The following is a 24,938-nucleotide window of genomic DNA, read 5'->3' on the forward strand; positions in this document are numbered from 1 at the left end:
GGCCAATAACGCCCGGCTGACCGGGCGACCCTTCCTTCGGGCTTCTTGAGTGTGTGACCCTGGCCGCTCAGATAAGTGCTGGCGCAGGGCCATCTTCTATCAGCAACGCACTGAATTTATCCGCGGCAACCCCTTGAGAAATCAGGAAGCCTTGCACCTGGTCGCAGCGAATTCGCCGCAATACCGCCAGTTCCGCCTGGGTTTCGGCGCCTTCGGCAATGGTGGTCAGCCCCAGCTTGCGGCCCAGTTCGACGATGCTTTGCAAGGCGGAGGCCAGGCTTTCATTTTCTGCACAGCCATGCACCAGCGAGCGGTCGATCTTCACTTCATTGAACGGCGTGGAGACCAGGTTGAAGTAGGAACTGAAACCCTTGCCAAAATCGTCCTGCGCCAAGCCGAAACCCATCATGCGCAAGCGGCATGCTCCAGCGTAGTAGTTACTGGACAACTGTGTGGTGGAGCTTTCCATCAATTCGAAGGTGATTTGCCGGGGCTCGGCATCCCGGTGCTGAACCTGGGCCAGCAGACGGTCGACCAGGTCGCACTGGTCGAGCAGATGGGTAGGCAGGTTGATCGATACCGGCAGCCGGTAGCCGAGTTGCGCCCACTGGGCCTGGGCCGTCAGGGTCTGGGCGAGGATGCAGGTCAGCAGTTGGGTTTCCAGGCCCAGGCGTTCGATTTCGCCCAGGAACTCACCCGGCATCAACAGCCCCTCCACCGGGTGGACCCAACGCGCCAGGGCTTCGGCGCCGACGATGCGCCCGTCCTGCAACGACTTTTTTGGCTGGAACCAGGCCTGGATCTCTCCGTTGGCCAAGGCGCGCACCAGGTTCTCCCGTGGCAGGTTGACGCCGCGATGACAGCACGGCGCGCGCGCCTGTTCGGCGAGTTTGTCGAGGCAATCGCGCAGGGTGCGCACCTGGGGCTCGCGCACCGGTTTGGAGATCAACCCGGCGACGGTCAGGCCCAGGTTCCCCGCGACCTGGCCGGCACCAACGAGCATGCGTCGCGAGGCCACGCTCATCAGCGCCAGGGCCGGTGGGGCTTTAAGGTGCGCCAGTTGCTGGATCAATTGCACGCCGTCCATCCCCGGCATCATCAAGTCGCTGAGCAGCAGGTCGTAGCGCTGGCGGGCCAGGCGCTGCAACGCGCTCGCGCCGTCCCACACCACGTCGACGTCAAAGCCGCCGATGGCCTGGAACACGTTGATCAGGTACTCATGTTGAAAGGGATGGTCCTCCACGATGAGCACGCGATAGGCACTCAAACCACGCTCCTCTGGTAAGGCTGCAGGCACTGGTAGAGCGCGCGCAGGGTGAAGGGCTTGACCAGGCAGTGGTCCATGCCCGCATTGAGACAGCGCTCGGCTTCATCGAGCATGGCATTGGCGGTAGCGCCGATGATCGGCAGCGAGCATCCCAGGCGGCGCAGTTGCTCGGTGAGTTCGTAGCCATTCATGCGCGGCATGTTGACGTCGGTGAGGATCATGTCGAACGCGGTTTCGCCCCACAGCGAGAGGGCTTCAATGCCGTCGCCGGCGAGCACCACCGTGCAGCCGAGTTCTTCGAGTTGATCACGCAGGATCAACTGGTTGATCAGGTTGTCTTCGGCCACCAGCAGGCGCAGGTTGAGGTTGATCTCGGCCGGTGCCTCGCAGGGGATGGGCGAACGGTTTTCCTCGATGCCCTGCGCCCGGCTGACCGCGCGATTGAGGGCCTGCAGGTTGTTCAAGCCGATCTGCCAGCAGGCCACGAGCCCTGGGTAGACGCCATGCTCATCGGTGCCCACTATCACCCGCGGGCCACCCCAATGCAGCCGTTGGCCCGGATCGACCGGGCCGGGATAGAGCTCAACCAGCACCGCGCCGGGATCGGCCTCGGCCGAGTGTGGTACACCCAATTGCGCCCGTGCGCCCCAGCGTCGCAACCAGCCGCCCATGCTCTCGGCCAACTCGCGCACCGGCGACACCACGTAGACCCGCTCGCCCAGCAACGGCAACGCCCACGGCTCATCGGCGTACTCGTCAACCTGTTCCAACGGCAGGGTGAAGGTAAAACTGCTGCCCAGCCCTGGCTCGCTGACCACGCGCAGCGTGCCGTTCATCAAGTGCACCAGGCGCTTGCAGATCGACAGCCCAAGGCCGGTGCCCGCGACCACATTGGCATTGCCACTGGCCTGGAAAAAAGGCTCGAACAGGTACTGCTGGTCGTGCGCGGCAATCCCCTTGCCGGTGTCGACCACTTGCCACTGCAACAGGGCGCGCTCGCCTTCGCGGCTCTCCAGGCGCATGCGCAATACGATGCGCCCGCTCTCGGTGAACTTCAGCGCGTTGTTGAGCAGGTTATTGAGAATCTGGCGGATACGCGTAACGTCGCCTCGCACATGGTCCGGCAGTTGCGGGTCGAGGCAGGCAAACAACTGCAAACCCTTGCTCTGGGCCGCTCCCGCATACCCTTGAATCACCTCTTGCACCAACTCCAGCGGGGAAAACACGCTGAGTTCGAGGGACAGTTGCCCCGCCTCGATTTTCGACACATCCAACACATCGCAGATCAATTGCAGCAGATTCGCCGACGAGCCCTCGATGGCATTCAGGTAGCCACGCTGCTGGCTGTTGAGGTCGGTGCGGGCGAGCAATTCCAGGGTGCCCAACACACCGTACAAGGGCGTGCGGATTTCATGGCTCATGGTGGCCAGGAACAAGGTCTTGGCCTCATTGGCCGCATCCGCCAGGGTGCGTGCCTGCTGTAAGGCCAGCTCCACCTGCTTGCGCTCGCTGATATCGCTGAACGCGCAAATCAACACTTCTTCACGCTGGTAGCGGGTGGGTGCGAAACTCAGGAACAAGTGGCGGCCGTCGGCCATTTGCAGTTCTTCGGTGTTGCTTTGTTCGGCGGCGTGAAAGGCCCGGCGAATCCAGTCGTGACACAATTGCTCGCGTTCCCGAGCGTTGCCCAGCCATTGGCGCGACAGGGGGTTTTCCAGCACCACCTCGCCGTCACTGCGGCGCAGTACGCACAGGGCAACAGGCGCGATACGAATCACTGCGCTGCTGAACGCCTCGCTTTCCACCAGGGCTTCAATGCGATTGGCCGCCGGGATGATCAATCGCTGATCGATACGTCGTACCAGCCGCACCATCAACACGCTCACCAGCACGCACAGCAGCAGGCACACCAGCATCGGCACGGCCAGGCTAGGCAACAACGAACCCAGCTCGAGGCTGTAGACGATCTGCCATTGGGAAAAACCCAAGTGTTTGCGGATGGCCAGGCGGTCCGGCAACCAGCGACTGCCCTCCCAGCCGAAACAGGCCGTGGCGTGATACTGGTGCAGCGCCGTCGCCGCCGATGGTTGCTGGGGCGTACTGCTGAAAATCAGTTGGCCCGTGCCGTCGAGCAACATGAAGTCCCCGGCTTTTTCATGCTGCAGGGCGTTGATCAGGTCGGGGGCGTCCACTTCCAGGCCAAGCCAACCCGAGGCAGGGCTGCGCTCGTCCAGACGCGTAAAGATATACAGCGGCGAATCCTGCCGGCTTTGCTCGGTGAGCCACAGCTCATCGCTGAGCGACTCGTTGCCGGTATCCACCGCCATCAGCCGCTGCAACACCGTCTGTGGCACAGCCTGCGGTGCTGGGCCGACGGTATACAAGCGTTCCACCCCAGGCTCGGCACGCTGGGCCACATAAATCAGATTGACCTGGTTGGCCTCCAGATAGTCGAGCATGCGCCGGGTCAGCCACAGGCTCCAGATATTGCCCGCCTCGCCCAGGGTAATATGCACCTCTTCGGCGGGCACGTTATTGAGGTTGCCCACGGGCGCCGTCACATGCCGCACCGTCGACAGGCCCAGGCTTTTCAGCAGCGTCTGGCGGCTGACAAAGAAACTCTGGGCATCGGAAACCGCCTCATTCATATAGCTGCGCCGCAACGAAATCTCCTCGCTGAGCGCGGCGCGCAAATAGCTGTAGGCGCCCGCGTACACACCCAGCACCAACGCCAGGGCGAACAGGCGCAACAGCTTGCGGGCCGCTTTGGGCGTGGAGAAGGACGAGTCGAGAGGTTGCAGGAAATGTTTGAGTTTCATCACCGCAAGCGTACGGCGCGCATGCGAGCCGGAGAATAAGACGGATCTCAAAGCGCCGTTGAACTCTGCCGTAAATCGCTGTTCTAGACAGGTTCGCCGCTGCGTGCGTAGCATCGGCGGCTCTCCTTCGTGTTATCCATCTCAACAGAGCGATCCATGTCTATCCACCAAACTCCCGGGCACGTGCTGCCCGCGCGCAGTGCCGCCAAAATGGAAGCGGCCATGGCCGTGGGTGCTTTCGCTATCGGCACTGGCGAATTCGCCATCATGGGCTTGATGCCCGACATTGCCCAAAACCTCGGCTTAAGCGAACCACAGGTCGGCCACGCTATCAGCGCCTACGCCCTGGGCGTGATGGTCGGCGCGCCACTGCTGGCGATCCTCGGCGCCAAGCTGCTGCGCAAACACATGCTGTTGTTACTGATGGGGCTGTATGCCCTGGGTAACCTGGCCACTGCGTTCACGCCGACCTTCGGCTCGCTGGTGGCGTTCCGCTTTATCAGCGGCCTGCCCCATGGTGCCTACTTCGGTATTGCTGCGGTGGTCGCCTCCAGCATGGTGCCCAACGATAAACGCGCCGGCGCCGTAGCACGGGTGATGATGGGACTGACGTTAGCCATGCTACTCGGCAACCCCATCGCCACTTTCCTGGGCCAGCACCTGGGCTGGCGCTCGGCGTTCGCGTTGGTAAGCGTAATTGCCCTGTGCACCATCGCCTTGGTCTGGCAGTTCGTGCCCCACCGCCACGACGAACAGCGCAGCGACCCGCGCAAGGAACTGCGGGCTTTTACCAAGCCGCAGGTGTGGATGGCCCTGGCCATTGGTGCCATCGGCTTTGCGGGCATGTTCTGCGTATTCAGCTACCTGGCACCGACCATGCTCGAAGTGACCAAAGTGTCGCCCCAGTGGATTCCGTTTGGCCTGGCCGCGTTTGGCGTCGGTGGGATTATCGGCAATATCGCCGGGGGCAAACTGTTTGACCGTATGCAATTCCGTGCAGTCGGCTTGATCCTGGTGTGGTCGATGGCGGTGCTGGTGTTCTTCCCGTTTGCCGCAGGGTCGTTGTGGAGCGTGCTGCTTGGCATCGGGCTGGTCGGCACCATGGTGTCGTTGGCAGCGCCGTTGCAGATCCGCTTGATGGATATTGCCCACGAAGCCCCTAGCCTGGCAGCGGCTTCCAACCATGCCGCGTTCAACTTGGCGAACGCGCTGGGCCCTTGGTTTGGCGGGATGGCGATCACGGCTGGGTTGGGATGGACGAGTACCGGATACATCGGTGCGGTGACGGCGTTGGTGGGGCTCGGCGTTTATCTCATCGCACGGAGAATGCACGGCGGGCATTGAGCGGTGGGTATTTGAACGAATGCATCGTAGGGATAACCCTACAGCAGGTGCGCTGGGTGGACGCGAGTCTATAAAAGAGACGCGCCGCCCCCATCAAACAAGAACAATTCGCATCTAATACGAAGCGTACTTTTACGTGGGCGCATTGTGTTTTTTTCTCTACAATATAAAAACGCAAATAAAGGAACTTTTCGTGAGCAGTCCAATAAATTCAAACGCCCGTTCCAATGATGATGAAATAGATCTGATACCACTTGTTCAAGTACTGTGGCATAGCAAGATCACGATTATTCTAACCACCCTGGTTGGCACTGTTGCTTCTTTGGCCCTTTCCGCAACTTCGCCAGAACAATGGACTGCCAGCACTTACATTACCAAGCCATCCCTCTACAGCTTATATAAAGAAATCAATGAAAAGGATGCGGCAGCTAAAGCCGGTGCGCTGTCATCGGAAACCAAGCTGTACAGCACCATACAGAGTGATATTTTCTACTCGGCCATGGGTGTGATGGCAGCTCAATCCGTTACCTTGAAAGAAATGCCACCTAAATTGCGTGGGAATGAGCCTGTCCTTTATGTTGCCTCAACCACCGCAATGACGGCAGCGCTGGCGACTGCCCAGCTGAAATCCGCCATGGAAGCTGCCAACACCGAAGCGATAGCGCTTAACGTGCCAGCATTGGCCGCCGGCAATACTTTAAAAGCATTCAACACGCTTGATGTTGTAAAAATATCCACTACTAAAAGCACTAAAAAGTTTGCCTTTCTGGGCGCCTTTTTAGGACTGATTCTAGGGAGTGCCTTTGTGCTCGGCAGGTTCTTCATTCGACAGCGTAAACAGTCGAACTGAGCATACGGGGCGCTACAGGAACTCATCAATAAGGATATAAACAACACAGCCCAGCAGGGAAGCAACAAAAACAATAAAAAATTTCGCGGAAAATGTTGTTTTCATCAAGAGTACTTTATGAAAGTAAAATAATGGCCCAAGGCCATTATTGCACCGTGCCTGGCATTTTTCACGGTATTTTTTTGCTGAAACCTACCCGCACACCATTCGCTCACAATCGAATGCTTCAGAATCCTCACTCGGAGTCAAGGTAAAAAAAGCCGAGCCGCACCCTTATTTAATCTTCGTTCAGGGAAGATTCAGGTTGGATCCAATGCGCTCAGAATGTAACATATTTGTCATAATTGTGAATGACAAGGATGTGTTTTGAGCTTTCCTGACAGAAGCGTGCTACTGGACTTTTCATCAACACTCACCCATCGCAACGCTACGGTCTTCACTACGCAAGGCGCTGACGACAGCACCCAGCAAGCGATTCAGAACCTGATCGACACGCGGTACCAACTGACAGACCGCGTCAGCGCCCCGCTGAAAGGGATGGAGAACGACCTGTTCGCCAAATCCCAACCACTCGATAGCCTCCGGCCCAAACTGCGCGTCACGTTCGGCCGCTCCAAGCGCGACGGCACGTTCGACTGGCCGGTCGAAGAAGTTCTCAACACCTACACCGCACACAAACGCGGCGCTCCTGTCGCCAGCCTGTATGGTTTCGGCTACAGAAAGTCGGTGTTTGGCCTGATCCAGGAATTCTTCATCTTCACCGAGCTGCTCGACGGCTACCTCAACGGACTGGAATGGCTCAAGCAAGAGCGCGACATCCGCAACCTGATCACCGTGTCATTCAAATTACTGCATGCCCTGCACGGCAAGGGTGTCGTGCACATGGATTTCTGGGCAAACAATGTGATGGTCAACCTGGCGCACCCCGAGCACACCAAAGCCATCGACCTGGAAAACTGCTTCCTCAGCCCGACCGAACACTTGAGCGAGGTGCTGGCCTTTCAGTTTGGTTTTTTCTATCGGCGGGAGATTTTCCGGTTCGTGATCGAGCAGGATTACGATCAGATGGTCATGGACGCATTGGGCAACTATGAAGGGATTGATCGCAGTCGTTTTGATGAACTCTATGCGCTGAGCAAACACGAAAACATCAGCCGCCGCGCCCGACGCGAGATCTTCCATAGAGGCACGGTCACTGCCCGTTAACCCCCCACTGGCGAAATCCATCATGGCGTGAGCTTGGGCATCGACCTGTGCTTGCCCAGGCCAAAGCCTAAACCCCCCTCCCCTTTGTGGTGAGCGGGCTTGCCCCGCTTTGGGCTGCGCAGCAGCCCCATGCTTAATCAATCATCATGCAACAACCCCGACCCATACTCCCCATAACTGCTGCCCAACCCACTGCCGCCATAACTCATCTTGGCCGCCTTGCCAGGGCTATGGTCGCCGAACGCCTGGCATCCCCCAGTGAAACAAGGGTCGCTGCTCACACCCGACGACCCCGACGAACACGCACTCAACAGCAACGCGCCGGCGATCATCACGACTTTGACGAGATTCGAGATCATTGTTCAATTCCCTGTGGGCTGGAGGCGCGAGGGGCCCCTATTAAGAGTGATCGTAGGCCTCAGGGCCGTTGGGAATCATGAAATGTTGCTGAGTGACAGGGTTGGTTCAGGTTGACGCTTGGGGAAGGCGTCTGGGCGGAGTGCTCGGCAACGACGGGCGAAGAGGTGAGAAACGCAGCGCACCCCCCCGGCACCCAACACCCATCCCTGATAAACTGCGCCCCATTCGCCTCGCTAACTCAGATCCCCCATGCCCCTACACACCGCCCCACTCTCCCGCCGCTTCTCCGTTGCCCCGATGATGGATTGGACCGACCGCCACTGCCGGTACTTCCTGCGTCTGCTCTCCAAGCACGCCCTGCTCTACACCGAGATGGTCACCACCGGCGCGATCCTGCACGGCGACCACGACCGCTTCTTGCGCCACAACGAAGCCGAGCACCCGCTTGCACTGCAATTGGGCGGTAGTGTCCCCGCCGACCTGGCCGCGTGCGCGCGTATGGCCGAAGCGGCTGGTTACGACGAAGTGAACCTGAACGTCGGCTGCCCCAGCGACCGCGTGCAGAACAATATGATCGGCGCGATCCTGATGGCGCACCCGGCGTTGGTGGCGGAGTGTGTGAAGGCAATGCGCGATGCGGTGTCGATTCCGGTGACGGTGAAGCATCGCATCGGGATCAATGGGCGGGACAGTTATGCCGAGCTGTGTGATTTCGTCGGGACAGTCAGGGACGCGGGTTGCACCAGTTTTACCGTGCATGCGCGGATCGCGATTCTGGAGGGGTTGTCGCCGAAGGAGAATCGCGACATTCCGCCGCTGCGCTATGACGTGGCAGCGCAGTTGAAGCGGGACTTTCCGGAGTTGGAGATAGTGCTTAACGGCGGGATCAAGACGCTGGAGCAGTGCCATGTGCATTTGCAGACGTTTGATGGCGTGATGCTGGGCCGGGAGGCTTATCACAATCCGTATCTGCTGGCGGAGGTGGATCAGCAGCTGTTTGGCAGTGACGCGCCGGTGATCAGTCGGGCGGAGGCGTTGGTGCAATTGCGGCCTTATATTGCGCAGCATTTGGCGACCGGTGGTTCGATGCACCATATCACTCGGCACATCCTCGGGCTGGGCACCGGTTTCCCGGGGGCGCGCAAGTTCAGGCAGTTGTTGTCGGTTGATATTCACAAGGCGAGTGATCCGTTGGCGTTGCTGGACCAAGCTGGGGCGTTGTTGGAAGGGCGGTGAGTTGCGGTTGATGATTGGGTGGGCTGCCTGCGCTCATCGCTGCGTAGGTATTTACACGATTCTGAAGCAACCACATTTGGATTGCAGGGCAACAGATAGATAGCGGTCGGCTGTCAGGCTGCCTTCGCAGGCAAGCCAGCTCCCACATTTGTATTGCGGGGCAACAGATAGATAGCGGTCGTGTGTGTCAGGCCGACGGCGGGAAAAAGCTTACTCTCCACAGATCCGGCGCCGTACCCAGAGCTATGTAGGTACCTATGCTCATCGCTGACAAGCCAGCGCCTACAGCAGCTCGAATTGGGTTGAACCTGCTGCCCGTTTTGGCCTCCTATCTAGCACCAAGGCCGGTGATTCAAACGGCTGTTTTCACGTTATTGCCCTCGCAAACGATCGAACGCATTTGCGCCCTTGAGCGCCTGTCGGCGCTCGGGTAATGTCATCAGACCCACAGGACAGAGCACGCCCATGACTTCCAAGCTGGAACAACTCAAGCAATTCACCACTGTCGTAGCCGATACCGGCGATTTTTCTACCCTCGCCAAGCTCAAGCCGCAAGACGCCACCACCAACCCTTCCCTGCTGCTCAAGGCCGCTTCGATCCCAGGCTATGCCAATCTGCTGGACGAAGCCGTAAAGGACTGCAACGGTGACGTAGGCTTGGCCAGCGACCGTTTTGCGGTGGCGGTGGGTCAAGAGATCCTCAAAGTGGTGCCGGGCCGCATTTCCACCGAGGTGGATGCCCGCCTGTCATTCGACGAAGCTGCCATTCTCAAGCGTGCGCACCGTCTGATCGACCTGTACGACAAAGCCGGCGTTGGCCGCGACCGCGTGCTGATCAAGATCGCCTCCACCTGGGAAGGCATCCGCGCCGCGGAGAAGCTGGAAAAAGAAGGCATCCAGACCAACCTGACCCTGCTGTTCTCGTTCGCCCAGGCTGTGGCGTGTGCAGAGGCTGGCGTGTTCCTGATCTCGCCGTTCGTGGGCCGTATCTACGATTGGTACAAAAAGGCCAATGGCAACGACTACACCGGTGCTGAAGACCCGGGCGTGCAGTCGGTGACCCGCATCTACAACTACTACAAGGCCAACGGCTACAAGACCGTGGTGATGGGTGCGAGCTTCCGCAACCTGAGCCAGATCGAAGAGCTGGCAGGCTGCGATCGCCTGACCATCAGCCCCGACTTGCTGGAGAAGCTGGCGGCCGATGAAGGCAAGCTGGAGCGCAAGTTGTCGCCAGGCCATGCCGGTGAAGCGCGTGTGCATTTGACTGAAGCGCAGTTCCGTTGGGAGTCCAACGAGGATGCGATGGCGACTGAGAAGTTGGCGGAGGGGATTCGTCAGTTTGCTCGCGACCAAGAGAAGCTTGAAGCGTTGTTGACTGCCAAGCTGTAAAGCAGGCGGCGACAAAAAGGGCGGTACCCTTGCGGGTGCCGCCCTTTTTTATGCTTGTGTCCCGTACCTCAGGCCGACCTCGGATCAACTGTGGGAGCTGGCTTGCCTGCGATAGCGGCGGGTCAGCAATACATAGGTGGCTGACGTACAGCTATCGCAGGCAAGCCAGCTCCCACATTGGACGGTTTTCCAGCAGCCGAGCAGATCAGTGGCGCTCTAACGCGTTGACGAGGTCGTGGAAGGCTTCGCGGTTGGACTCGTTCAAGCCCATCAGGATCTTGTGCGCTTCCAGCACCTTGACCCGCACGACTTCCTCGGACTGGTCCTGGGACGGCAGGTCGGTCAAGCATTCCGGGCAGGGGATCGGGCGGTCAACGATGTTGAACACCTGATCAAAGCCCATGGACTGCAGGAGCCGAGTGATGTCTTCGTGGGTGGTGACGACTGTCGGCAACAGGCCGACCTTCTGCCGAGACAAAATGGACAGCTTGGCCAACAGACCCAGCGTGGTGCTATCGATGCTGCGGGTTTCGGTCAGATCGATCACGATCGCCGAGAAATTCAAGGCTGTGAAGATCCGCTCAATCGTCGCATCCAGCGCCGAACACAAGGTCAGGCGCACTTCACCGACAAACTTCAGGACGAAGGTCCCGTCTTGCTCGGCGAATTGGATTCTTCCGGTACTCATCAAAGATTCCTGCTCAACACCAATAGGGCGATATCATCCGGCATCTCCCCTAGCGTGGCCAATCCAAAAACCTGCCGCAGGCCATCCAGGCTGCCGCCCGCCGACTTGACCTTTTGGGGCAAGGCGGCTTCTTTCTCTTTGAGTGTAGGCTCTGGAAGAAGGTCCAGGATGCCATCGGACATCAGCGTAAGGCTGAAAGTCGGCGGCAGTTCCAGGATGTGGTCTTCGTAGGTGGCTTCATTGAACAAGCCCACCGGCAGACCACGCCCTTCCAGGTAACGCACACTGTCTGGAGTGTATAAAACCGGCATCGGCAGGTGACCGCCGATGCTGTAGGTCAAAAGACCGGTTTCTTCATCAATAACGCCGCCGACCATCGTCACGTGCTTGCCCAGCTTGCAGCTGATCAGGCCTCGGTTGATGTGGCCCAGCACCTCGGAGGGGGTGAACTCCGGCAAGGTGCCATTGCGTTTGGATTCGAACAGCAACCGTGTGGTCATGAACTTCAACAACACGGTGACAAACGCTGAAGAAGCGCCGTGGCCGGACACGTCGGCCAGGTAGAACGCCACCCGGCGCTCATCAACGCGGAAATAGTCGACAAAATCACCCGACAGGTACAGCGACGGGATGATCTGGTGCGCAAACTTGAATTCGTCGATGGTCCACGGGCTGACCGGCAACATGTTCATCTGCACCTGGCGACCGGCATTCTGGTCTTCCTGGAGCAGGTTCAGGCTGGCTTCGAGTTCGCGGTTGGCGGTTTCGAGCTTTTCGCGGTAGCGCTGGTTCTCGACCAGCAGGCGGGCCCGGTCCAGCGCGCGGCGCACCGAGTGCTCCAGCACGGCCAGGTCTTCCAGGGGCTTGATCAGGTAGTCGGCAGCGCCCAGGCGCAGGGCCTCGACGGCATCGTTCATCACGCCGGCACCGGACACGACAATCACCGGCGTCTGTGGCGCACGCTCGGTCACCTGGCGAATCAGCTCCAGGCCGCCCATCTGGGGCATGCGCAGGTCGCAGATCACTAGGTCGGGCTGGTCGCGCTCGAACACCTGGAGACCCTGTTGGCCATTACTGGCCTGCAGGACGCTGAAGCCACTGTCTTCCAAATAGGCCGCGAGGCTCGCGCGCACTACTTCGTCGTCATCGATTATCAGCAGCGTGGCACTGGTTTTTTGCATGTGGGCAAACGGCGCCAGAATTAGGTTGGCGTAGGCGGCTCGGCAATGGCCGGGCTCACGTACTGGATTCGCTTTCTAGCCTCTCTGTCCTACAAAGCATTGGGATTTAGCCCATGCACAAAGGTAAAGCAGAGGTGCCCTTCTAAGGCGCAGACGGTACTCCCATCCGTGAGGGGTTTCAAGCTCATGCCGATGGTCGCCGGGCGTCTTTACACCGCAAATCACCGGGAGTTATAAGAACAGGCACGACCACAACACAAAGTAAGGATGAAGCCCATGAGCGAACACGAGCGCGACTACGCCGAAAAACGCGATTTCATCCGCATGCGTGTGGATGCCGATGTGTCTTTGATCCACGCAGGCCAGGAGATCGCTGGGGTTTGCGTAGACCTGTCCAGCTCCGGCATGCAGGTGCAGGCGCCTCGCCAGTTCAACGTAGGCGACCTGTTGACCGTGCGCATCGATTCGGAGCACGCCGCCCTCAAGGGCCTGGAGGCGGACACCGAGGTGGTCTGGACCAAAGCCAGCGGTGACGACCAGCACCTGGGCCTCAGGATCCTGAAAATGCGCTGAACACCGCGCACAAAAAAGCGACCGCTGAGGGTCGCCTTTTTTCATTTCAAAACGTCACGGCTTAAAAGTCGTCGACGACCTTGCCGTCCTTGACCTTGAACTCGCGGTTCTGCAGGTAAGCGTTACGGATAAAGGTGTACTTGTCACCGGTGATCAGCTTCTCGCTGTCGAGCAGGCTGGCACGGGTGTCAACGATGTTCAGGCCGAAGGTGCTGTTGCGCCAGCCGATATCGTTCATGTAGCGATACGGTTGGGTGTAGCTGTCCACGTACTTGGACGGCGCGTCACGCAAGGTGCTCGGGCCCAGCAGTGGCAGCATCACGTAAGGGCCGCTGCCGACCCCCCAGTAGCCGAGAGTCTGGCCAAAGTCTTCGTCGCTGCGTTGCAGCCCCATTTTGGTGCCTACGTCGATGAAGCCCAGCACGCCGAAGGTGGTGTTGACCAGCAGGCGGGCGGTGTCGACACCGGCATTATGGGGTTTGAGCTGCAGCACGTTGTTGGCCAGGTTGCCGACATCGCCGATGTTGCGGAAGAAGTTGTGCACGCCATCCTGGACGAATTGCGGTGTTACAAACTGATAGCCCTGGGCCAATGGCTTGAGGGCGTAGGTGTCCACGGTATCGTTGAAGGTGAAAATCGGGCGGTTGATGCTTTCCCACGGGTCGTCTTCCGACGCTGCGTGCGCGGCAAACGGGGCCAGCAGGACAGTGGCACACACTGACAGCTGAGCGAAGTAGTGGCTCCAGCGCATAGCTTTTGCTCCTTGAATGGTCTGTCATGGGCGCTATGCCCTGAATAAGGCGGTCAGTATATGACGGAAGTCGCCAATTAAGCAGCAACTAGGAAACGTCAGACCTAAAATGGACAAAATTCCTACAATTAACAATCCTGTCATCGGCTTGTCATCCCGACTCGATAGCGTTAACGCTATTTCAGGGATGTCGACATGCCTCACGCCGAGATAGCCATCGCCAGCGCTCCCGCCTTGACCGCCGTTCTGTTTGGCCTGAGTGGCTGCCTGGTGGACTTCGGTTCCCAGGCACGCTCCGATTCCCCTTCTCCCGACTCCCAAGCCACGCCGGGGGCGCTGAAGATCCTGCGCAGCCTCAAGGAACAAGGCGTGCCCTGCGCTTGGCTGGATGAACTCCCCCCCGCCGTCACCGCCCCCCTGGCCGCCACGCTGCCCGACTGGGTCAAGGCCACGCCGCCCTCCTCCATTCGCTGGCCCGCGCCCCATGCTTGCTGGCAAGCCTTGATGGCACTGAATATCGAACGCCTGGAGGGCTGCGTGTTGGTCAGCGGCGAACCACGCCTGCTGCAATCAGGCCTCAATGCCGGTTTGTGGACCATCGGCCTGGCCTCCTGCGGCTCGCTGTGCGGCATGGCGCCCGAACAATGGCAGGCGCTGAGCGAACAGGAACGCGAATTCAAGCGCGGCAAGGCCACCCTCGCGCTGTACGCGCTGGGGGTGCACTCGGTGATCGATCACCTGGGCGAACTCGGCACGTGCCTGGCCGACATCAGCCTGCGCCAGCTTAAAGGCGAGAAGCCCTGACACGGATCATGCACGGTCGGCGCCAGTGGATTAATCTACAGGTCAGCCCGTAGACCTTTCTCGGCGTGCCGCGGTCTATGCCAGTGCCTATCGATAAAAGGAAACACGTCATGCCTGATCGCAAAAAACTGGAAGAACAGGTCGAGATCCTGCGCGGGCAGTTGGAACAGGAACCGCCGCTGCCGGAAGAAAAGCGTGAAGCGCTGGAAGCCTTGATTGCCAAGTTTGAATTACAACTCGAACTTGAGCCGGCCACTCAAACACCCAGTATTTCCGACGATGTCAATCAAGCGGCCATCGAGTTCGATGCTGAGCACCCGGTTATTTCCGGGACATTGCGCAATATCATGAACACGCTGGGCAGCATGGGGATCTAATACAGCCCCCCGCCCAGCACAGAAGCAAAATGTGGGAGCTGGCTTGCCTGCGATAGCGATCATTAAGTCATCCATCAGGTGACTGATACACCGCCATCGCGGGCAAGCCAGCTCCCACATTTGATTTACGTGATAGCTACTGGCGAGCCAGCCGCACATTCTGGAACGCCACATCCTCAGTACTGCGGTACGGGTTGATATCCAACCCACCCCGCCGCACATACCGCGCATACACGGTCAATTTTTCCGGCTTCAGCAAGCGCTGCAAGTCCAGGAAGATGCGCTCCACACACTGTTCATGGAAGTCCGAGTGCTGGCGAAAGCTCACGATGTATTCCAGCAGGCTCGCGTGATCCAGCGCCGAACCCCGATATTCCACCACCACACTGCCCCAGTCCGGCTGGCTGGTCACCGGACAGTTGGATTTGAGCAGGTGGCTGTGCACGCTTTCCTCGACCACGCGCGAGGCATCGCAGCGCAGCAGTTCCGGGCGCGGATGCTCGTAGTTGCTGACGCTGATATCCAGATCATCAATGCACACACCCGGCAAAGCCATCACCCCTTCTGCCTCGATCTCGGCCAGGCTGCGGATACGCACGCTCACAGGCGCACCGGCAGCGGCGCTGAGGTCGGTGCGCAAGGTCGATTCCAGGCTTGCCGTATCGGCAAACGCGGTCTGGTTCAACGAGTTGAGGTACAGCTTGAACGACTTCGACTCGATGATATTCGGCGAGTCGGCCGGGATGCTGAATTCGCCGATGGCCACCACCGGCTTGCCCGACGGCAACAGCCAGGACAGTTCGAAGCAGTTCCAGAAATCCACGCCCTTGTAAGGCAGGGTCTCGGCGCTCAGGCCCAGTTCGGCCCATTTGGCGGCACGCGGGATCGGGAACAGCAAAGACGGCGTGTAGGTGGAGATGTATTCACTGGACTTGCCCAGCGGCGAATGTTCGGCTGCGGGATGCATGGCGGAAACCTGGCTAAATAAACCGCGCCAGTCTACCAGCCTTTGCCCTCGCGCCTAAGCGCCAGCGGATCAATCGACGTTAAGCGTGCCGACCATGCCCGCCTGGTAATGCCCTGGAAGGTTGCAGGCAAACTCCAGGCCCGTGGCCTTGGTGAACGTCCAGGTCAGCTCGGCGGTTTTGCCGGGTTCGACCAACACGCTATTGGGATCGTCGTGTTTCATCGCACCGTGGCCCATGGCGCTGTGGTCCATCTTGCCCATGCCTGTGGCGGTAAGCATGCCGCTGGCCTGCATCTGCAGCATTTCCTTCTGGTGCTCGGCATGCATCGCCGCGTCGCCCAGGTTGAATTCGTGCAATAACTGGCCTTTGTTGACGAGCACAAAGCGCACTGTCTCACCGGCTTTCACGTCAATGGACTTGGGCGAAAAGGCAATGTCCTGCAGGGTCACTTCTACGGTCCGCGTGGCCTGGCTGGCGGGCGCAGCTTCGCCGAACGCGTAGGTGTGTGCAGCATCGGCCACGGCATCAAAACTCAACGCCAGCAGGCAACCCGCGAGCAACAGGGGTGTACGCAATGCCATCTCTTCTCTCCAAAAATATCTGACTGACCTGGGGCACACTCTAAGAGTGCGCTGCTGCCAGCCAACTGACTGCTAGATTACAACTTTGTCAGGTTGTCCCCCTGCCCTGGCACCCAAGGTATAAAGCCGTCGTCACCCGTTGCCAAGAGCTGCCCATGAAACTGCTGATCGTCGAAGACCAACTCAAAACCGGCCAATACCTGCGCCAGGGCCTGACGGAGGCGGGTTTTACCACCGAACTGGTGGCCGACGGCACCAGCGGCCAGCACCTGGCACTGACCGGCGACTACGACCTGTTGATACTCGATGTGATGCTGCCTGGCCGTGATGGCTGGCAGATCCTCCAGGCCGTACGCACTGCCGGCCTGGACGTCCCGGTGCTGTTCCTGACCGCCCGCGACGCCGTGGAAGACCGTGTACACGGCCTGGAGCTGGGCGCCGACGACTACCTGGTCAAACCCTTCGCCTTCTCCGAGCTCTTGGCGCGCGTGCGCAGCCTGTTGCGCCGTGGCAGCAGCACGCCGCAGGAAACCGCGCTGCAACTGGCCGACCTGCGCCTGGACCTGATCCGTCGCCGTGTCGAGCGGGACGGCCAACGCATCGACCTGACGGCCAAGGAGTTCTCCCTGCTCGAACTGCTGCTGCGCCGCCAAGGCGAAGTGCTGCCCAAATCGCTGATCGCCTCCCAGGTGTGGGACATGAATTTCGACAGCGACACCAACATTATCGAAGTGGCGATCCGCCGCCTGCGCCTGAAAGTCGACGACAACTTCCCGAATAAACTGATCCACACCGTACGCGGCATGGGTTATGTGCTGGAGGAGCGCGTCAATTGATCAAGCGCCTGTCCCTGGCCAGCCGCCTGGCGTTGCTGTTTGCGGCCTGCACGGCGGTGGTCTCGCTGATCGCGGGCGTGCTGTTCAACCGGGCCAGCGAGGCCCACTTCATTGAGTTGGACCAGCAACAACTCGACAGCAAGCTGGTGAACCTGCGCAGCACCTTACAGGGTGTCGACTCGCCACAGGTGTTCGCGCAACGTGAAGCCCAACTGCGCGCCGAGCTCAATCGCCAACCTGACCTGGCGCTGCGCATCACCGCCCAAGGCCAGCGTTGGTTCGACGGTGCGCCCGGCGTCAATCTGCCCACCGCACCCGGCCTGCACAGCCTGCAAAACGCCGGCACCGACTACCGGGTCTACAACGCGCCGTTGCGGGCAAGCCAAGCGGACTCGCCACAGCTGACCCTGGTGCTGGATATCACCCACCACCAGCACTTCCTGCAGCGTATGCAGCATTTGATCTGGCTCACCGTCGGCCTGTCAGCCCTGGCCACCGCCCTGCTCGGCGCCTGGGCCGCCCGCAGTGGCTTGCGACCGTTACGGCGCATGGGGGAAGTGGCCGCGAGTGTGTCGGCCCATTCCTTGACCCAGCGCCTGCCCCAGCAACACATGCCCGTGGAACTGGCCGAACTGGCCCAAACCTTCAACGCCATGCTTGGCCGCCTGGACGATGCCTTCCAACGCCTTTCGGCCTTCTCCGCCGACATCGCCCACGAACTGCGCACGCCGTTGTCGAACCTGCTGACCCAGACCCAGGTGATCCTCACCCAGCCACGCCCGCTGGAGGATTATCGCGAGGCGCTGCACAGCAATCTGGAAGAGTTGCAATGGATGGCGCAGTTGGTCAATGACATGCTCTATCTGGCCAAGGCGGATCATGGGTTGCTGATGCCCAAGCGCGAGCCTTTGGCGCTGGCCGATGAAGTCGATGCGTTGCTGGAGTTTTTTGCGTTATTGGCCGACGACGCCCAAGTCAGCCTGGTGCGCGAAGGCACAGCCCACACGATGGGTGATCGCGGCATGTTGCGCCGGGCCTTGTCAAACTTGCTGGATAACGCGTTGCGGTTTACTCCGCCGGGTGGCGAAGTGCGTGTGCGAATAGAGGATGGGGTGAGGCTTTCAGTGGAGAACACCGGCGATGGTATTTCAGCGGAGTTGCTGCCCAGGTTGTTTGACCGATTCTACCGGGCAGACCCGGCGCGCCATGAAGGCAGCAGTGAACATGCGGGATTGGGACTGGCAATTACCCAGTCGATTGTGCGGGCGCATGGGGGGAGGATTTATGGTGAATCTGAGGCGGGGTGGACAAGATTTGTAATTGAGTTGCCTACCGGAGATTGATGCAAGGCGGGCCGGCCTCTTCGCGAGCAAGCCCGCTCCCACATTTTGATTTGTGAATACATTCAAATGTGGGAGCGGGCTTGCTCGCGAAAGCGGTGTTGAAGTCTACGAATATCTCAGGGCATGCGCCGGCTCAATCTTCGCCGCCCGATACGCCGGGTAAATCGTCGCCAGAAAGCTCAACACAAACCCGGCCGTGCAGATCAGCAGCACATCCCCACCCTGCAGTTCCGAAGGCAGGTTGCTGACAAAATACACATCCGAACTGAAGATATGTTGCCCGGTGACGCGCTCGACCCAGCCCACAAGCTCACTCACGTTCAGCGCCGCAATCACGCCCAGGATGCCGCCGATCAAGGTGCCAACGACACCAATCACCGTGCCCTGCACCATGAAAATCGCCATGATCTGCCGTGGTGTGGCGCCGATGGTGCGCAGGATCGCGATGTCCGCACCCTTATCGTTCACCACCATGATCAAGGTCGCGATGATGTTGAACGCGGCCACGGCGACGATCATCAGCAACAGCAGGCCGATCATGGTCTTTTCCATCTTCATCGCGCTGAACAGGCTGCCCTGGGTGTGGGTCCAGTCATCAGGCTTGTAGCCCGCGCCCAGGCTGGCGGCAATGTCCGCCGAGACCTTGGGCGCCGCGTACAGGTCTTTCACCGCCAGGCGCACGCTTTGCACCTGGTTCGGTTGCCAATGCTGGATCTCTGCGGCGTCGGCCATGTGGATCATGGCCATGGAGCCATCCAGCTCGGCGCCGACCTTGAAGATGCCGACCACGTTCAAGCGCTGCATGCGCGGGGTGATGCCACCCGGCGCCGTGCTGATTTCCGGCACGATCAGGGTCAGCTTGTCGCCCACATTCAGGCGGAAACGCCGGGCCGTGATTTCGCCGACCACCACGCCGAACTCGCCGGCCTTCAAGTCATCCAGTTTGCCGCGCACGATGTGCTGGGCCACGATCGACACCTTGCCTTCCTGCGCCGGGTCGATGCCGCTGATCTCAATCGGCTGCATGGCGCCCTTGTAGGAGAACATGCCGTCCATCTGCGTGAAAGGTACGGCGGCAGTCACTTCCGGATTCTTCATCGCGGCAGCAGCCACCGGCTGCCAATCGTCAATCGGGTTCACGCCGACGATGGTCGCGTGCGGCACCATGCCAAGAATGCGCGAGCTCATTTCGCGCTGGAAGCCATTCATCACCGACAACACCACGATCATCGCCAACACGCCCAGGGCGAGGCCGATCATCGAAGTCATCGAGATAAACGAGACAAAACGGTTGCGGCGCTTGGCGCGGGTATAGCGCGTGCCGATAAAAATCGATAACGGTCTGAACATTCGCGTGCACCGCCTGAAAAAATGAAAAAACCCGGCGCTTGAAGCACCGGGCTTGAAACGGGTCAGATGGCGACCAGATGACCTTCCTGCAGGTGCAACACGCGGTCCATCTGGCGGGCCATGCTCATGTCATGGGTCACCACCAGGAACGCGGTGCGCATCTGGGTGCTCAGTTCCAGCATCAAGTCCTTGATGCCCTGGGCGGTGTGGGAGTCGAGGTTGCCGGTGGGCTCGTCGAGCATCACCAGCCCTGGGTTGTTCACCAGGGCACGGGCAATCGCCACACGCTGGCGCTCGCCGCCGGACAGTTCCGCCGGCTTGTGCTGCAGGCGATGGCCGAGGCCAACGCGCTCCAACAGGGCCTGGGCACGCTGGCGGGCTTCCGGGATCGCGGTCTTGCCGATCAACAGCGGCATGCACACGTTCTCCAGGGCGGTGAACTCTGGCAACAGATGGTGAAACTGGTACACAAAGCCCAGCGAACGGTTGCGCAGTTGGCCACGGGCCTTTTCACCCAAGGCCGACAGTTCTTCACCGGCCAGCCACACGCTGCCCTGGGACGGGGTATCAAGGCCGCCCAACAGGTTCAGCAAGGTACTTTTGCCGGAGCCGGAACTGCCGACGATCGCCACGCGCTCGCCCGGATGCAGTTCAAGCTGCAGGTTGGACAACACCACCACCGATTCCGGGCCTTCCTCGTAGGATTTGCCCAGGTTGCGGCAGCTCAGGATTGCTTTTTCACTCATGCCCGATTCACTCATAACGTAAGGCCTGTGCTGGCTGGGTACGTGCCGCGCGCCAGGCTGGATACAGGGTGGCAAGGAAACTCAGGACCAACGCAGCGCCGCCTACCATCAACACGTCCTGGGCCTGAACCTGGGACGGCAAGTAGTCGATGAAGTAGACGTCGGCGTTGAGAAACTTGTGGCCGATCAGGGTTTCGAGGCCGGCGATGGCGGCACTGACGTTCAGCGCGGCCAGAATGCCCACGGCCGTGCCGATCAAGGTGCCGACTACGCCGATCACGGTACCCTGCACCATGAAGATCGCCATGATCTGCCCCGGCGTGGCGCCGAGGGTACGCAGGATGGCGATATCGCCCTTCTTGTCGTTCACCACCATCACCAGCGTGGAGATGATGTTGAAGGCGGCCACGGCGACGATCAGCAGCAACAGCAGGCCAATCATGGCTTTTTCCATGCGGATGGCCTGGTAGAGGTTGCCGTGGGTACGGGTCCAGTCGCGGGCGTAGTACTGGGACTCGCCCAAGTGCTGGGCGATTTCCCAGGCGCCGCGCGGCGCGTCGAACAGGTCGTTGAACTTCAGGCGCAGCCCCTGCACCTGGTCCGGCTGCCAGCGATGCAGGCGGGCCAGGTCGGTGAGGTTGGTCAGGCCGAGGTAGCCGTCGATCTCGCCGGCGCCCACGTGGAAGGTGCCCACCACGGTGAAGCGCTTCATGCGCGGGAACATGCCGGCCGGGGTCACGGTGACTTCCGGCGCGACGAAGGTCAGCTTGTCGCCGAGGCCCACGCCGAGCTTGGCCGCGGCCTTGTCACCGATGATGATGCCGAAACTGCCGGGCGCCAGGTCGTCAAGTTTGCCTTGCAGCATGAACTTGTCGATGATCGAGACGTTGCGCTCCTGGGCCGGGTCGATGGCATTGAGCAGGATCTTCTGCACCTTGCCGTCATTGGTCAGCAACCCCTGCATCTGGGTAAAAGGCGCAACCGCCAGCACCTTGGGGTTCTGCTTGACCTTGTCGGCCAGGCTTTGCCAGTCACTGATGGGCGCATCGCCCTCGATGGTCGCGTGGGGCACCATGCCCAGCACGCGGGTGCGCATCTCATGATCGAAGCCATTCATCACCGACAGCACCACGATCATCACGACCACGCCCAAGGCGAGCCCGATCATCGAGGTGAGGGAAATGAACGACACAAAATGATTGCGGCGCTTTGCACGGGTATAACGCGTGCCGATAAATACGAAGAGAGGTCTGAACATGTCGGGGCTTGTTCGGAGGAAAAGAAGACGTCCTGGTGGCGGGGTCTGGTAAGCAGCTTTACACTCAGACCATTACCGTTACCTGGGGTTCGCCATGTCGACATTAGATGAAGAAGAGCGCCGCGAATACTACCGTATCGACGACATGATCGCACTCCAAATCAAAAGCCTGTCTGCCCCCGAAGCAGCGAGCAAGGAAGTGTTGCTGGATGATTCACCGCTGTTCAATCTGCTCAGCGAACTGCACCTGAGCGAATTCGAAGCCCAGCACCTGCTGCGCCAGCTCAGTGAGAAGGACCGCACCCTCGCCGCCTTCCTGCGGGTGCAGAACAAACGCCTGGACCTGCTCAGCCAGATCATGGCGCGCGGCCTGTTGGATGAGGTCGGCGCACCGCAGCCGGTGATCATTTCCGAAGGCGGCATCGATTTCCAACACCCAACACCCCTGCCGGCCGGTGCCCACCTGGCGGTCAAGCTGGTGCTGATGCCCCAGGCACTCGGCCTGCTGCTGCGCGCGCGGGTCACCCATTGCGACCCCAAGGGCGGCGGCTTTGACGTCGGCACCGAATTCGAATCCATGACCGACGCCCAACGCCAACTGCTGGCGCGCTACATCCTGCAGAAACAGGCCCAGGAACGGCGCCTGGCGCGGGAACAGAGCGACGCCCAAGACACCTGAACTCTCGAATTCACCCTGCCGGACGACCTGGCATAAAGGAGCAACTGTGACCCTGATCTACGGCCACCGCGGTGCCAAAGGCGAAGCACCGGAAAACACCCTGACCAGCTTCCAGGAGTGCCTCAAGCACGGCGTACGCCGCTGCGAACTGGATTTGCACCTGTCCATGGACGGCGAGCTGATGGTCATCCACGACCCGACCCTCAAGCGCACCGCCGACCGACGCGGCAAAGTCGTCGAGTACTCGGCGGCCGACCTGGTGAAGATGGACGCGCGCAAAGGCGGCCCGGGCTGGGTCAAGCCGTGCCCGATCCCGCGCCTGGAGGAGCTGTTCGAAACGTGCGATTTCGATCACTGGCAGTTGGAAGTCAAAAGCGCTTCGCGCACCCGGGCCGCCACCACCGTGCTGGCGATCCGCGAAATGGCCGTGCGCTTTGGCCTGATGGACAAAGTCACCGTCACCTCAAGTTCGCGGGAAGTATTGAAAGCAGCGGTTGAGCTCACACCCGACTTGTCACGCGGGCTGGTCGCCGAATACGCCTGGCTCGACCCGCTGAAAGTCGCGCAGAACTATGGCTGTGAGATTCTGGCGTTGAACTGGACGTTGTGCACCCCTGAGCGACTGGAAAAAGCCCAGCGCCAGGGCTTGCACGTGTCCGTGTGGACAGTCAACGAACCCGCGCTGATGCGCAGGCTCGCCGACTTCGGCGTAGATAGCCTGATTACAGACTTTCCCGGTTTGGCCACTGCCACTCTCGGGAATTACTGAAATCGGTCTCCCCGGCCGGCTCAGGCCACCGGCCGGAGCCGCTCAAAAAAGCCGGTTGAGGCCGTCGTAGGCCGCTACCCGATAGGCTTCTGCCATGGTCGGGTAGTTGAACGTGGTGTTGACGAAGTACTTGAGGGTATTGAGCTCACCCGGCTGGCTCATGATCGCCTGGCCGATGTGCACGATCTCCGACGCCTGGTAGCCGAAGCAATGCACGCCGAGGACTTCCAGGGTTTCACGGTGGAACAGGATCTTCAGCATGCCTTGCGGCTCACCGGCGATCTGCGCACGCGCCATGCTCTTGAAGAATGCCTTGCCCACTTCGTAAGGCACCTTGGCCTTGGTCAGTTCGTGTTCGTTCTTGCCGATCGAGCTGATCTCGGGAATGGTGTAGATCCCGGTCGGCACGTCGTTCACGTAGCGCCAGCTGCCATTGTCGACAATGCTGCCAGCGGCTGAACGGCCCTGGTCATGAGCGGCACTGGCCAAGCTCGGCCAGCCGATCACGTCACCGGCACCGTAGATGTTGGTCACGCAGGTGCGGTAGTTCTCGTCCACCTCGATCTGGCCACGGCTGTTGACCTTGACCCCGATGTTTTCCATGCCCAGCTTGTCGGTGTTGCCGGTACGGCCGTTGCACCACAGCAAGGCGTCGGCCTTGATCTTCTTGCCGGACTTGAGGTGCAGGATCACACCGTTGTCCAGGCCTTCGACCCGCTCGTACTCTTCGTTGTGGCGCACGGTGATGTTGTTGTTGCTGAAGTGGTAGCTCAACGCCTGGGAGATTTCCGAGTCGAGGAAGCTCAGCAGCTGGTCGCGGTTGTCCACCAGTTCTACCAGTACACCCAGGCCACTGAAGATCGAGGCGTATTCACAGCCGATCACACCGGCGCCGTAGATGATCAGTTTGCGCGGGGTGTGGCCCAGGCTCAGGATGGTGTCGCTATCGTAGATACGCGGGTGGTGGAAATCGATATCCGCCGGGCGATACGGGCGCGAACCGGTGGCGATGATGATGTGCTTGGCCACCAGCTTCTCGACCACGCCATTGGCGCAGACCACTTCGACGGTTTGCTCGTCGGCGAAGCTGCCGGTGCCGAAGAACAGGTCGACGCGGTTACGGGCGTAGTAGCCAGTGCGCGAGGCGACTTGCTTGGAGATGACTTTCTCGGCGCTTTTGAGCACGTCCGGGAACGAGAACCAGCGCGGCTCACCAATGGCCCGGAACATCGGGTTGGTGTTGAACTGCATGATCTGGCGCACCGAGTGACGCAAAGCCTTGGACGGGATGGTGCCCAGGTGGGTGCAGTTACCGCCGACCTGGCGACGGCTATCGACCATCGCCACCTTGCGCCCTGCTTTCGCGGCGTTCATCGCCGCACCTTCTCCAGCCGGGCCGGAACCCAGTACCACCACGTCGTAGTTGTAGACAGCCATGCGTACTCCTCAGAACAGGCCAGGCGTACGGTTGGACGCCGGGCTAAATCATGCCGCGGCCAGCGGTCATGAAGGACAATTTGGCTCAAGTGTGTGAACCGGGGCACAGTCTATATAAGGCTC

Annotated in this window: 24 protein-coding genes; 12 read left to right on the forward strand and 12 right to left on the reverse strand. The window is 60.2% G+C overall.

Annotation, left to right across the window (positions count from 1 at the left end; all coding sequences use genetic code 11):
* Positions 1-67 precede the first annotated feature (67 nt).
* Entirely contained in the window at positions 68-1,267 is a 1,200-nt protein-coding gene (pvrR, locus tag KHP07_RS00435) for a response regulator cyclic di-GMP phosphodiesterase PvrR (RefSeq protein WP_214496411.1), read from the reverse strand.
* The gene (locus KHP07_RS00440; RefSeq protein WP_214496412.1) at positions 1,264-4,086 is read right to left on the reverse strand and encodes an ATP-binding protein; all 2,823 of its coding nucleotides are present in this window, start codon (positions 4,084-4,086) and stop codon (positions 1,264-1,266) included. The genes pvrR and KHP07_RS00440 overlap by 4 nt, the downstream gene beginning before the upstream one ends.
* A gap of 156 nt (positions 4,087-4,242) precedes the next feature.
* Between KHP07_RS00440 and KHP07_RS00445 the strand changes: the two genes are divergently transcribed.
* The 3 genes from KHP07_RS00445 to KHP07_RS00455 all read left to right on the forward strand — a co-directional run bounded on the left by KHP07_RS00445 (position 4,243) and on the right by KHP07_RS00455 (position 7,486).
* Positions 4,243-5,430: an MFS transporter gene (locus KHP07_RS00445; protein WP_214496413.1), complete on the forward strand. Its 1,188-nt coding sequence runs from the start codon at positions 4,243-4,245 to the stop codon at positions 5,428-5,430.
* A 193-nt stretch (positions 5,431-5,623) separates the two neighbouring features.
* The gene (locus KHP07_RS00450; RefSeq protein WP_214496414.1) at positions 5,624-6,280 is read left to right on the forward strand and encodes a Wzz/FepE/Etk N-terminal domain-containing protein; all 657 of its coding nucleotides are present in this window, start codon (positions 5,624-5,626) and stop codon (positions 6,278-6,280) included.
* Between the two features lie 366 nt (positions 6,281-6,646).
* Positions 6,647-7,486 carry a hypothetical protein gene (locus KHP07_RS00455; RefSeq protein ID WP_214496415.1) on the forward strand — a complete coding sequence of 280 codons (840 nt, stop codon included), beginning with the start codon at positions 6,647-6,649 and terminating at the stop codon, positions 7,484-7,486.
* A 137-nt stretch (positions 7,487-7,623) separates the two neighbouring features.
* Here the strand turns inward: KHP07_RS00455 and KHP07_RS00460 are convergent, their stop codons facing one another.
* The gene (locus tag KHP07_RS00460) at positions 7,624-7,845 is read right to left on the reverse strand and encodes a hypothetical protein (RefSeq protein WP_214496416.1); all 222 of its coding nucleotides are present in this window, start codon (positions 7,843-7,845) and stop codon (positions 7,624-7,626) included.
* Between the two features lie 250 nt (positions 7,846-8,095).
* Between KHP07_RS00460 and dusA the strand changes: the two genes are divergently transcribed.
* Together dusA and tal are read left to right on the forward strand one after the other, a co-directional pair.
* Positions 8,096-9,082, forward strand: coding sequence for a tRNA dihydrouridine(20/20a) synthase DusA (gene dusA, locus KHP07_RS00465; protein ID WP_214496417.1), 987 nt, complete (start codon positions 8,096-8,098; stop codon positions 9,080-9,082).
* Between the two features lie 465 nt (positions 9,083-9,547).
* A complete protein-coding gene (gene tal / locus KHP07_RS00470) occupies positions 9,548-10,474 on the forward strand; it encodes a transaldolase (RefSeq protein WP_099494413.1) in 927 nt (308 codons plus the stop codon).
* A gap of 205 nt (positions 10,475-10,679) precedes the next feature.
* On the opposite strand, the gene rssC is transcribed toward tal, so the two are convergent.
* On the reverse strand, positions 10,680-11,162 hold the full coding sequence (gene rssC / locus KHP07_RS00475; RefSeq protein ID WP_003172602.1) for an anti-sigma factor antagonist RssC: 483 nt from the start codon (positions 11,160-11,162) through the stop codon (positions 10,680-10,682).
* Positions 11,162-12,343 (reverse strand): two-component system response regulator RssB, encoded by a 1,182-nt coding sequence (gene rssB / locus KHP07_RS00480; RefSeq protein ID WP_025856971.1) that lies wholly within the window; start codon positions 12,341-12,343, stop codon positions 11,162-11,164. The genes rssC and rssB overlap by 1 nt, the downstream gene beginning before the upstream one ends.
* 276 nt (positions 12,344-12,619) lie before the next feature.
* Here rssB and KHP07_RS00485 point away from each other — a divergent pair, with 276 nt between their 5' ends.
* Complete coding sequence (locus tag KHP07_RS00485) at positions 12,620-12,916, forward strand: PilZ domain-containing protein (RefSeq protein WP_099494412.1); 297 nt, start codon at positions 12,620-12,622, stop codon at positions 12,914-12,916.
* A 61-nt stretch (positions 12,917-12,977) separates the two neighbouring features.
* On the opposite strand, the gene KHP07_RS00490 is transcribed toward KHP07_RS00485, so the two are convergent.
* Positions 12,978-13,667 (reverse strand): MlaA family lipoprotein, encoded by a 690-nt coding sequence (locus KHP07_RS00490; protein ID WP_078047447.1) that lies wholly within the window; start codon positions 13,665-13,667, stop codon positions 12,978-12,980.
* Positions 13,668-13,862: 195 nt separating this feature from the next.
* Between KHP07_RS00490 and pcrP the strand changes: the two genes are divergently transcribed.
* A complete protein-coding gene (gene pcrP, locus KHP07_RS00495) occupies positions 13,863-14,471 on the forward strand; it encodes an HAD superfamily inactivated hydrolase PcrP (RefSeq protein WP_100491273.1) in 609 nt (202 codons plus the stop codon).
* A 110-nt stretch (positions 14,472-14,581) separates the two neighbouring features.
* Positions 14,582-14,848, forward strand: a complete 267-nt coding sequence (locus KHP07_RS00500; RefSeq protein ID WP_214496418.1) for a DUF4404 family protein — start codon at positions 14,582-14,584, stop codon at positions 14,846-14,848.
* 136 nt (positions 14,849-14,984) lie between these two features.
* On the opposite strand, the gene queF is transcribed toward KHP07_RS00500, so the two are convergent.
* Together queF and copI are read right to left on the reverse strand one after the other, a co-directional pair.
* Positions 14,985-15,815 carry an NADPH-dependent 7-cyano-7-deazaguanine reductase QueF gene (gene queF, locus KHP07_RS00505; protein WP_214496419.1) on the reverse strand — a complete coding sequence of 277 codons (831 nt, stop codon included), beginning with the start codon at positions 15,813-15,815 and terminating at the stop codon, positions 14,985-14,987.
* Positions 15,816-15,884: 69 nt separating this feature from the next.
* The gene (gene copI, locus KHP07_RS00510) at positions 15,885-16,397 is read right to left on the reverse strand and encodes a copper-resistant cuproprotein CopI (RefSeq protein WP_078047443.1); all 513 of its coding nucleotides are present in this window, start codon (positions 16,395-16,397) and stop codon (positions 15,885-15,887) included.
* Between the two features lie 155 nt (positions 16,398-16,552).
* On the opposite strand from copI, the gene KHP07_RS00515 reads away from it, so the two are divergent.
* Positions 16,553-17,233, forward strand: a complete 681-nt coding sequence (locus KHP07_RS00515; protein ID WP_099494409.1) for a heavy metal response regulator transcription factor — start codon at positions 16,553-16,555, stop codon at positions 17,231-17,233.
* Positions 17,230-18,576 (forward strand): heavy metal sensor histidine kinase, encoded by a 1,347-nt coding sequence (locus tag KHP07_RS00520; RefSeq protein ID WP_214496420.1) that lies wholly within the window; start codon positions 17,230-17,232, stop codon positions 18,574-18,576. Before KHP07_RS00515 ends, KHP07_RS00520 begins: the two co-directional genes overlap by 4 nt.
* Positions 18,577-18,681: 105 nt before the next feature.
* On the opposite strand, the gene KHP07_RS00525 is transcribed toward KHP07_RS00520, so the two are convergent.
* The 3 genes from KHP07_RS00525 to KHP07_RS00535 form a co-directional block, all read right to left on the reverse strand.
* Entirely contained in the window at positions 18,682-19,926 is a 1,245-nt protein-coding gene (locus tag KHP07_RS00525) for a lipoprotein-releasing ABC transporter permease subunit (protein WP_214496421.1), read from the reverse strand.
* A 62-nt stretch (positions 19,927-19,988) separates the two neighbouring features.
* Positions 19,989-20,672, reverse strand: coding sequence for a lipoprotein-releasing ABC transporter ATP-binding protein LolD (gene lolD, locus KHP07_RS00530; protein ID WP_177409467.1), 684 nt, complete (start codon positions 20,670-20,672; stop codon positions 19,989-19,991).
* 7 nt (positions 20,673-20,679) lie between these two features.
* Positions 20,680-21,930: a lipoprotein-releasing ABC transporter permease subunit gene (locus tag KHP07_RS00535; protein WP_078047438.1), complete on the reverse strand. Its 1,251-nt coding sequence runs from the start codon at positions 21,928-21,930 to the stop codon at positions 20,680-20,682.
* 94 nt (positions 21,931-22,024) lie between these two features.
* Here KHP07_RS00535 and KHP07_RS00540 point away from each other — a divergent pair, with 94 nt between their 5' ends.
* On the forward strand, positions 22,025-22,609 hold the full coding sequence (locus KHP07_RS00540; protein ID WP_078047437.1) for a PilZ domain-containing protein: 585 nt from the start codon (positions 22,025-22,027) through the stop codon (positions 22,607-22,609).
* Between the two features lie 46 nt (positions 22,610-22,655).
* Complete coding sequence (locus KHP07_RS00545; RefSeq protein ID WP_025856983.1) at positions 22,656-23,378, forward strand: glycerophosphodiester phosphodiesterase; 723 nt, start codon at positions 22,656-22,658, stop codon at positions 23,376-23,378.
* Positions 23,379-23,420: 42 nt separating this feature from the next.
* On the opposite strand, the gene sthA is transcribed toward KHP07_RS00545, so the two are convergent.
* Positions 23,421-24,815 carry a Si-specific NAD(P)(+) transhydrogenase gene (gene sthA, locus KHP07_RS00550; protein ID WP_078047436.1) on the reverse strand — a complete coding sequence of 465 codons (1,395 nt, stop codon included), beginning with the start codon at positions 24,813-24,815 and terminating at the stop codon, positions 23,421-23,423.
* Positions 24,816-24,938: the final 123 nt, after the last annotated feature.

This window comes from Pseudomonas sp. VS40 (assembly GCF_018587885.1).
GTDB classification, from domain to species: Bacteria; Pseudomonadota; Gammaproteobacteria; order Pseudomonadales; family Pseudomonadaceae; genus Aquipseudomonas; species Aquipseudomonas pergaminensis.

Excerpts from the sequence above, each read along its gene's own strand:
- KHP07_RS00440 (WP_214496412.1), bottom strand. The coding sequence starts at position 4,086 with ATGAAACTCAAACATTTCCTGCAACCTCTCGACTCGTCCTTCTCCACG.
- KHP07_RS00445 (WP_214496413.1), top strand. The coding sequence starts at position 4,243 with ATGTCTATCCACCAAACTCCCGGGCACGTGCTGCCCGCGCGCAGTGCC.
- KHP07_RS00460 (WP_214496416.1), bottom strand. The coding sequence starts at position 7,845 with ATGATCTCGAATCTCGTCAAAGTCGTGATGATCGCCGGCGCGTTGCTG.
- dusA (WP_214496417.1), top strand. The coding sequence starts at position 8,096 with ATGCCCCTACACACCGCCCCACTCTCCCGCCGCTTCTCCGTTGCCCCG.
- tal (WP_099494413.1), top strand. The coding sequence starts at position 9,548 with ATGACTTCCAAGCTGGAACAACTCAAGCAATTCACCACTGTCGTAGCC.
- rssC (WP_003172602.1), bottom strand. The coding sequence starts at position 11,162 with ATGAGTACCGGAAGAATCCAATTCGCCGAGCAAGACGGGACCTTCGTC.
- rssB (WP_025856971.1), bottom strand. The coding sequence starts at position 12,343 with ATGCAAAAAACCAGTGCCACGCTGCTGATAATCGATGACGACGAAGTA.
- KHP07_RS00485 (WP_099494412.1), top strand. The coding sequence starts at position 12,620 with ATGAGCGAACACGAGCGCGACTACGCCGAAAAACGCGATTTCATCCGC.
- KHP07_RS00490 (WP_078047447.1), bottom strand. The coding sequence starts at position 13,667 with ATGCGCTGGAGCCACTACTTCGCTCAGCTGTCAGTGTGTGCCACTGTC.
- pcrP (WP_100491273.1), top strand. The coding sequence starts at position 13,863 with ATGCCTCACGCCGAGATAGCCATCGCCAGCGCTCCCGCCTTGACCGCC.
- KHP07_RS00500 (WP_214496418.1), top strand. The coding sequence starts at position 14,582 with ATGCCTGATCGCAAAAAACTGGAAGAACAGGTCGAGATCCTGCGCGGG.
- queF (WP_214496419.1), bottom strand. The coding sequence starts at position 15,815 with ATGCATCCCGCAGCCGAACATTCGCCGCTGGGCAAGTCCAGTGAATAC.
- copI (WP_078047443.1), bottom strand. The coding sequence starts at position 16,397 with ATGGCATTGCGTACACCCCTGTTGCTCGCGGGTTGCCTGCTGGCGTTG.
- KHP07_RS00515 (WP_099494409.1), top strand. The coding sequence starts at position 16,553 with ATGAAACTGCTGATCGTCGAAGACCAACTCAAAACCGGCCAATACCTG.
- KHP07_RS00525 (WP_214496421.1), bottom strand. The coding sequence starts at position 19,926 with ATGTTCAGACCGTTATCGATTTTTATCGGCACGCGCTATACCCGCGCC.
- lolD (WP_177409467.1), bottom strand. The coding sequence starts at position 20,672 with ATGAGTGAAAAAGCAATCCTGAGCTGCCGCAACCTGGGCAAATCCTAC.
- KHP07_RS00535 (WP_078047438.1), bottom strand. The coding sequence starts at position 21,930 with ATGTTCAGACCTCTCTTCGTATTTATCGGCACGCGTTATACCCGTGCA.
- KHP07_RS00540 (WP_078047437.1), top strand. The coding sequence starts at position 22,025 with ATGTCGACATTAGATGAAGAAGAGCGCCGCGAATACTACCGTATCGAC.
- sthA (WP_078047436.1), bottom strand. The coding sequence starts at position 24,815 with ATGGCTGTCTACAACTACGACGTGGTGGTACTGGGTTCCGGCCCGGCT.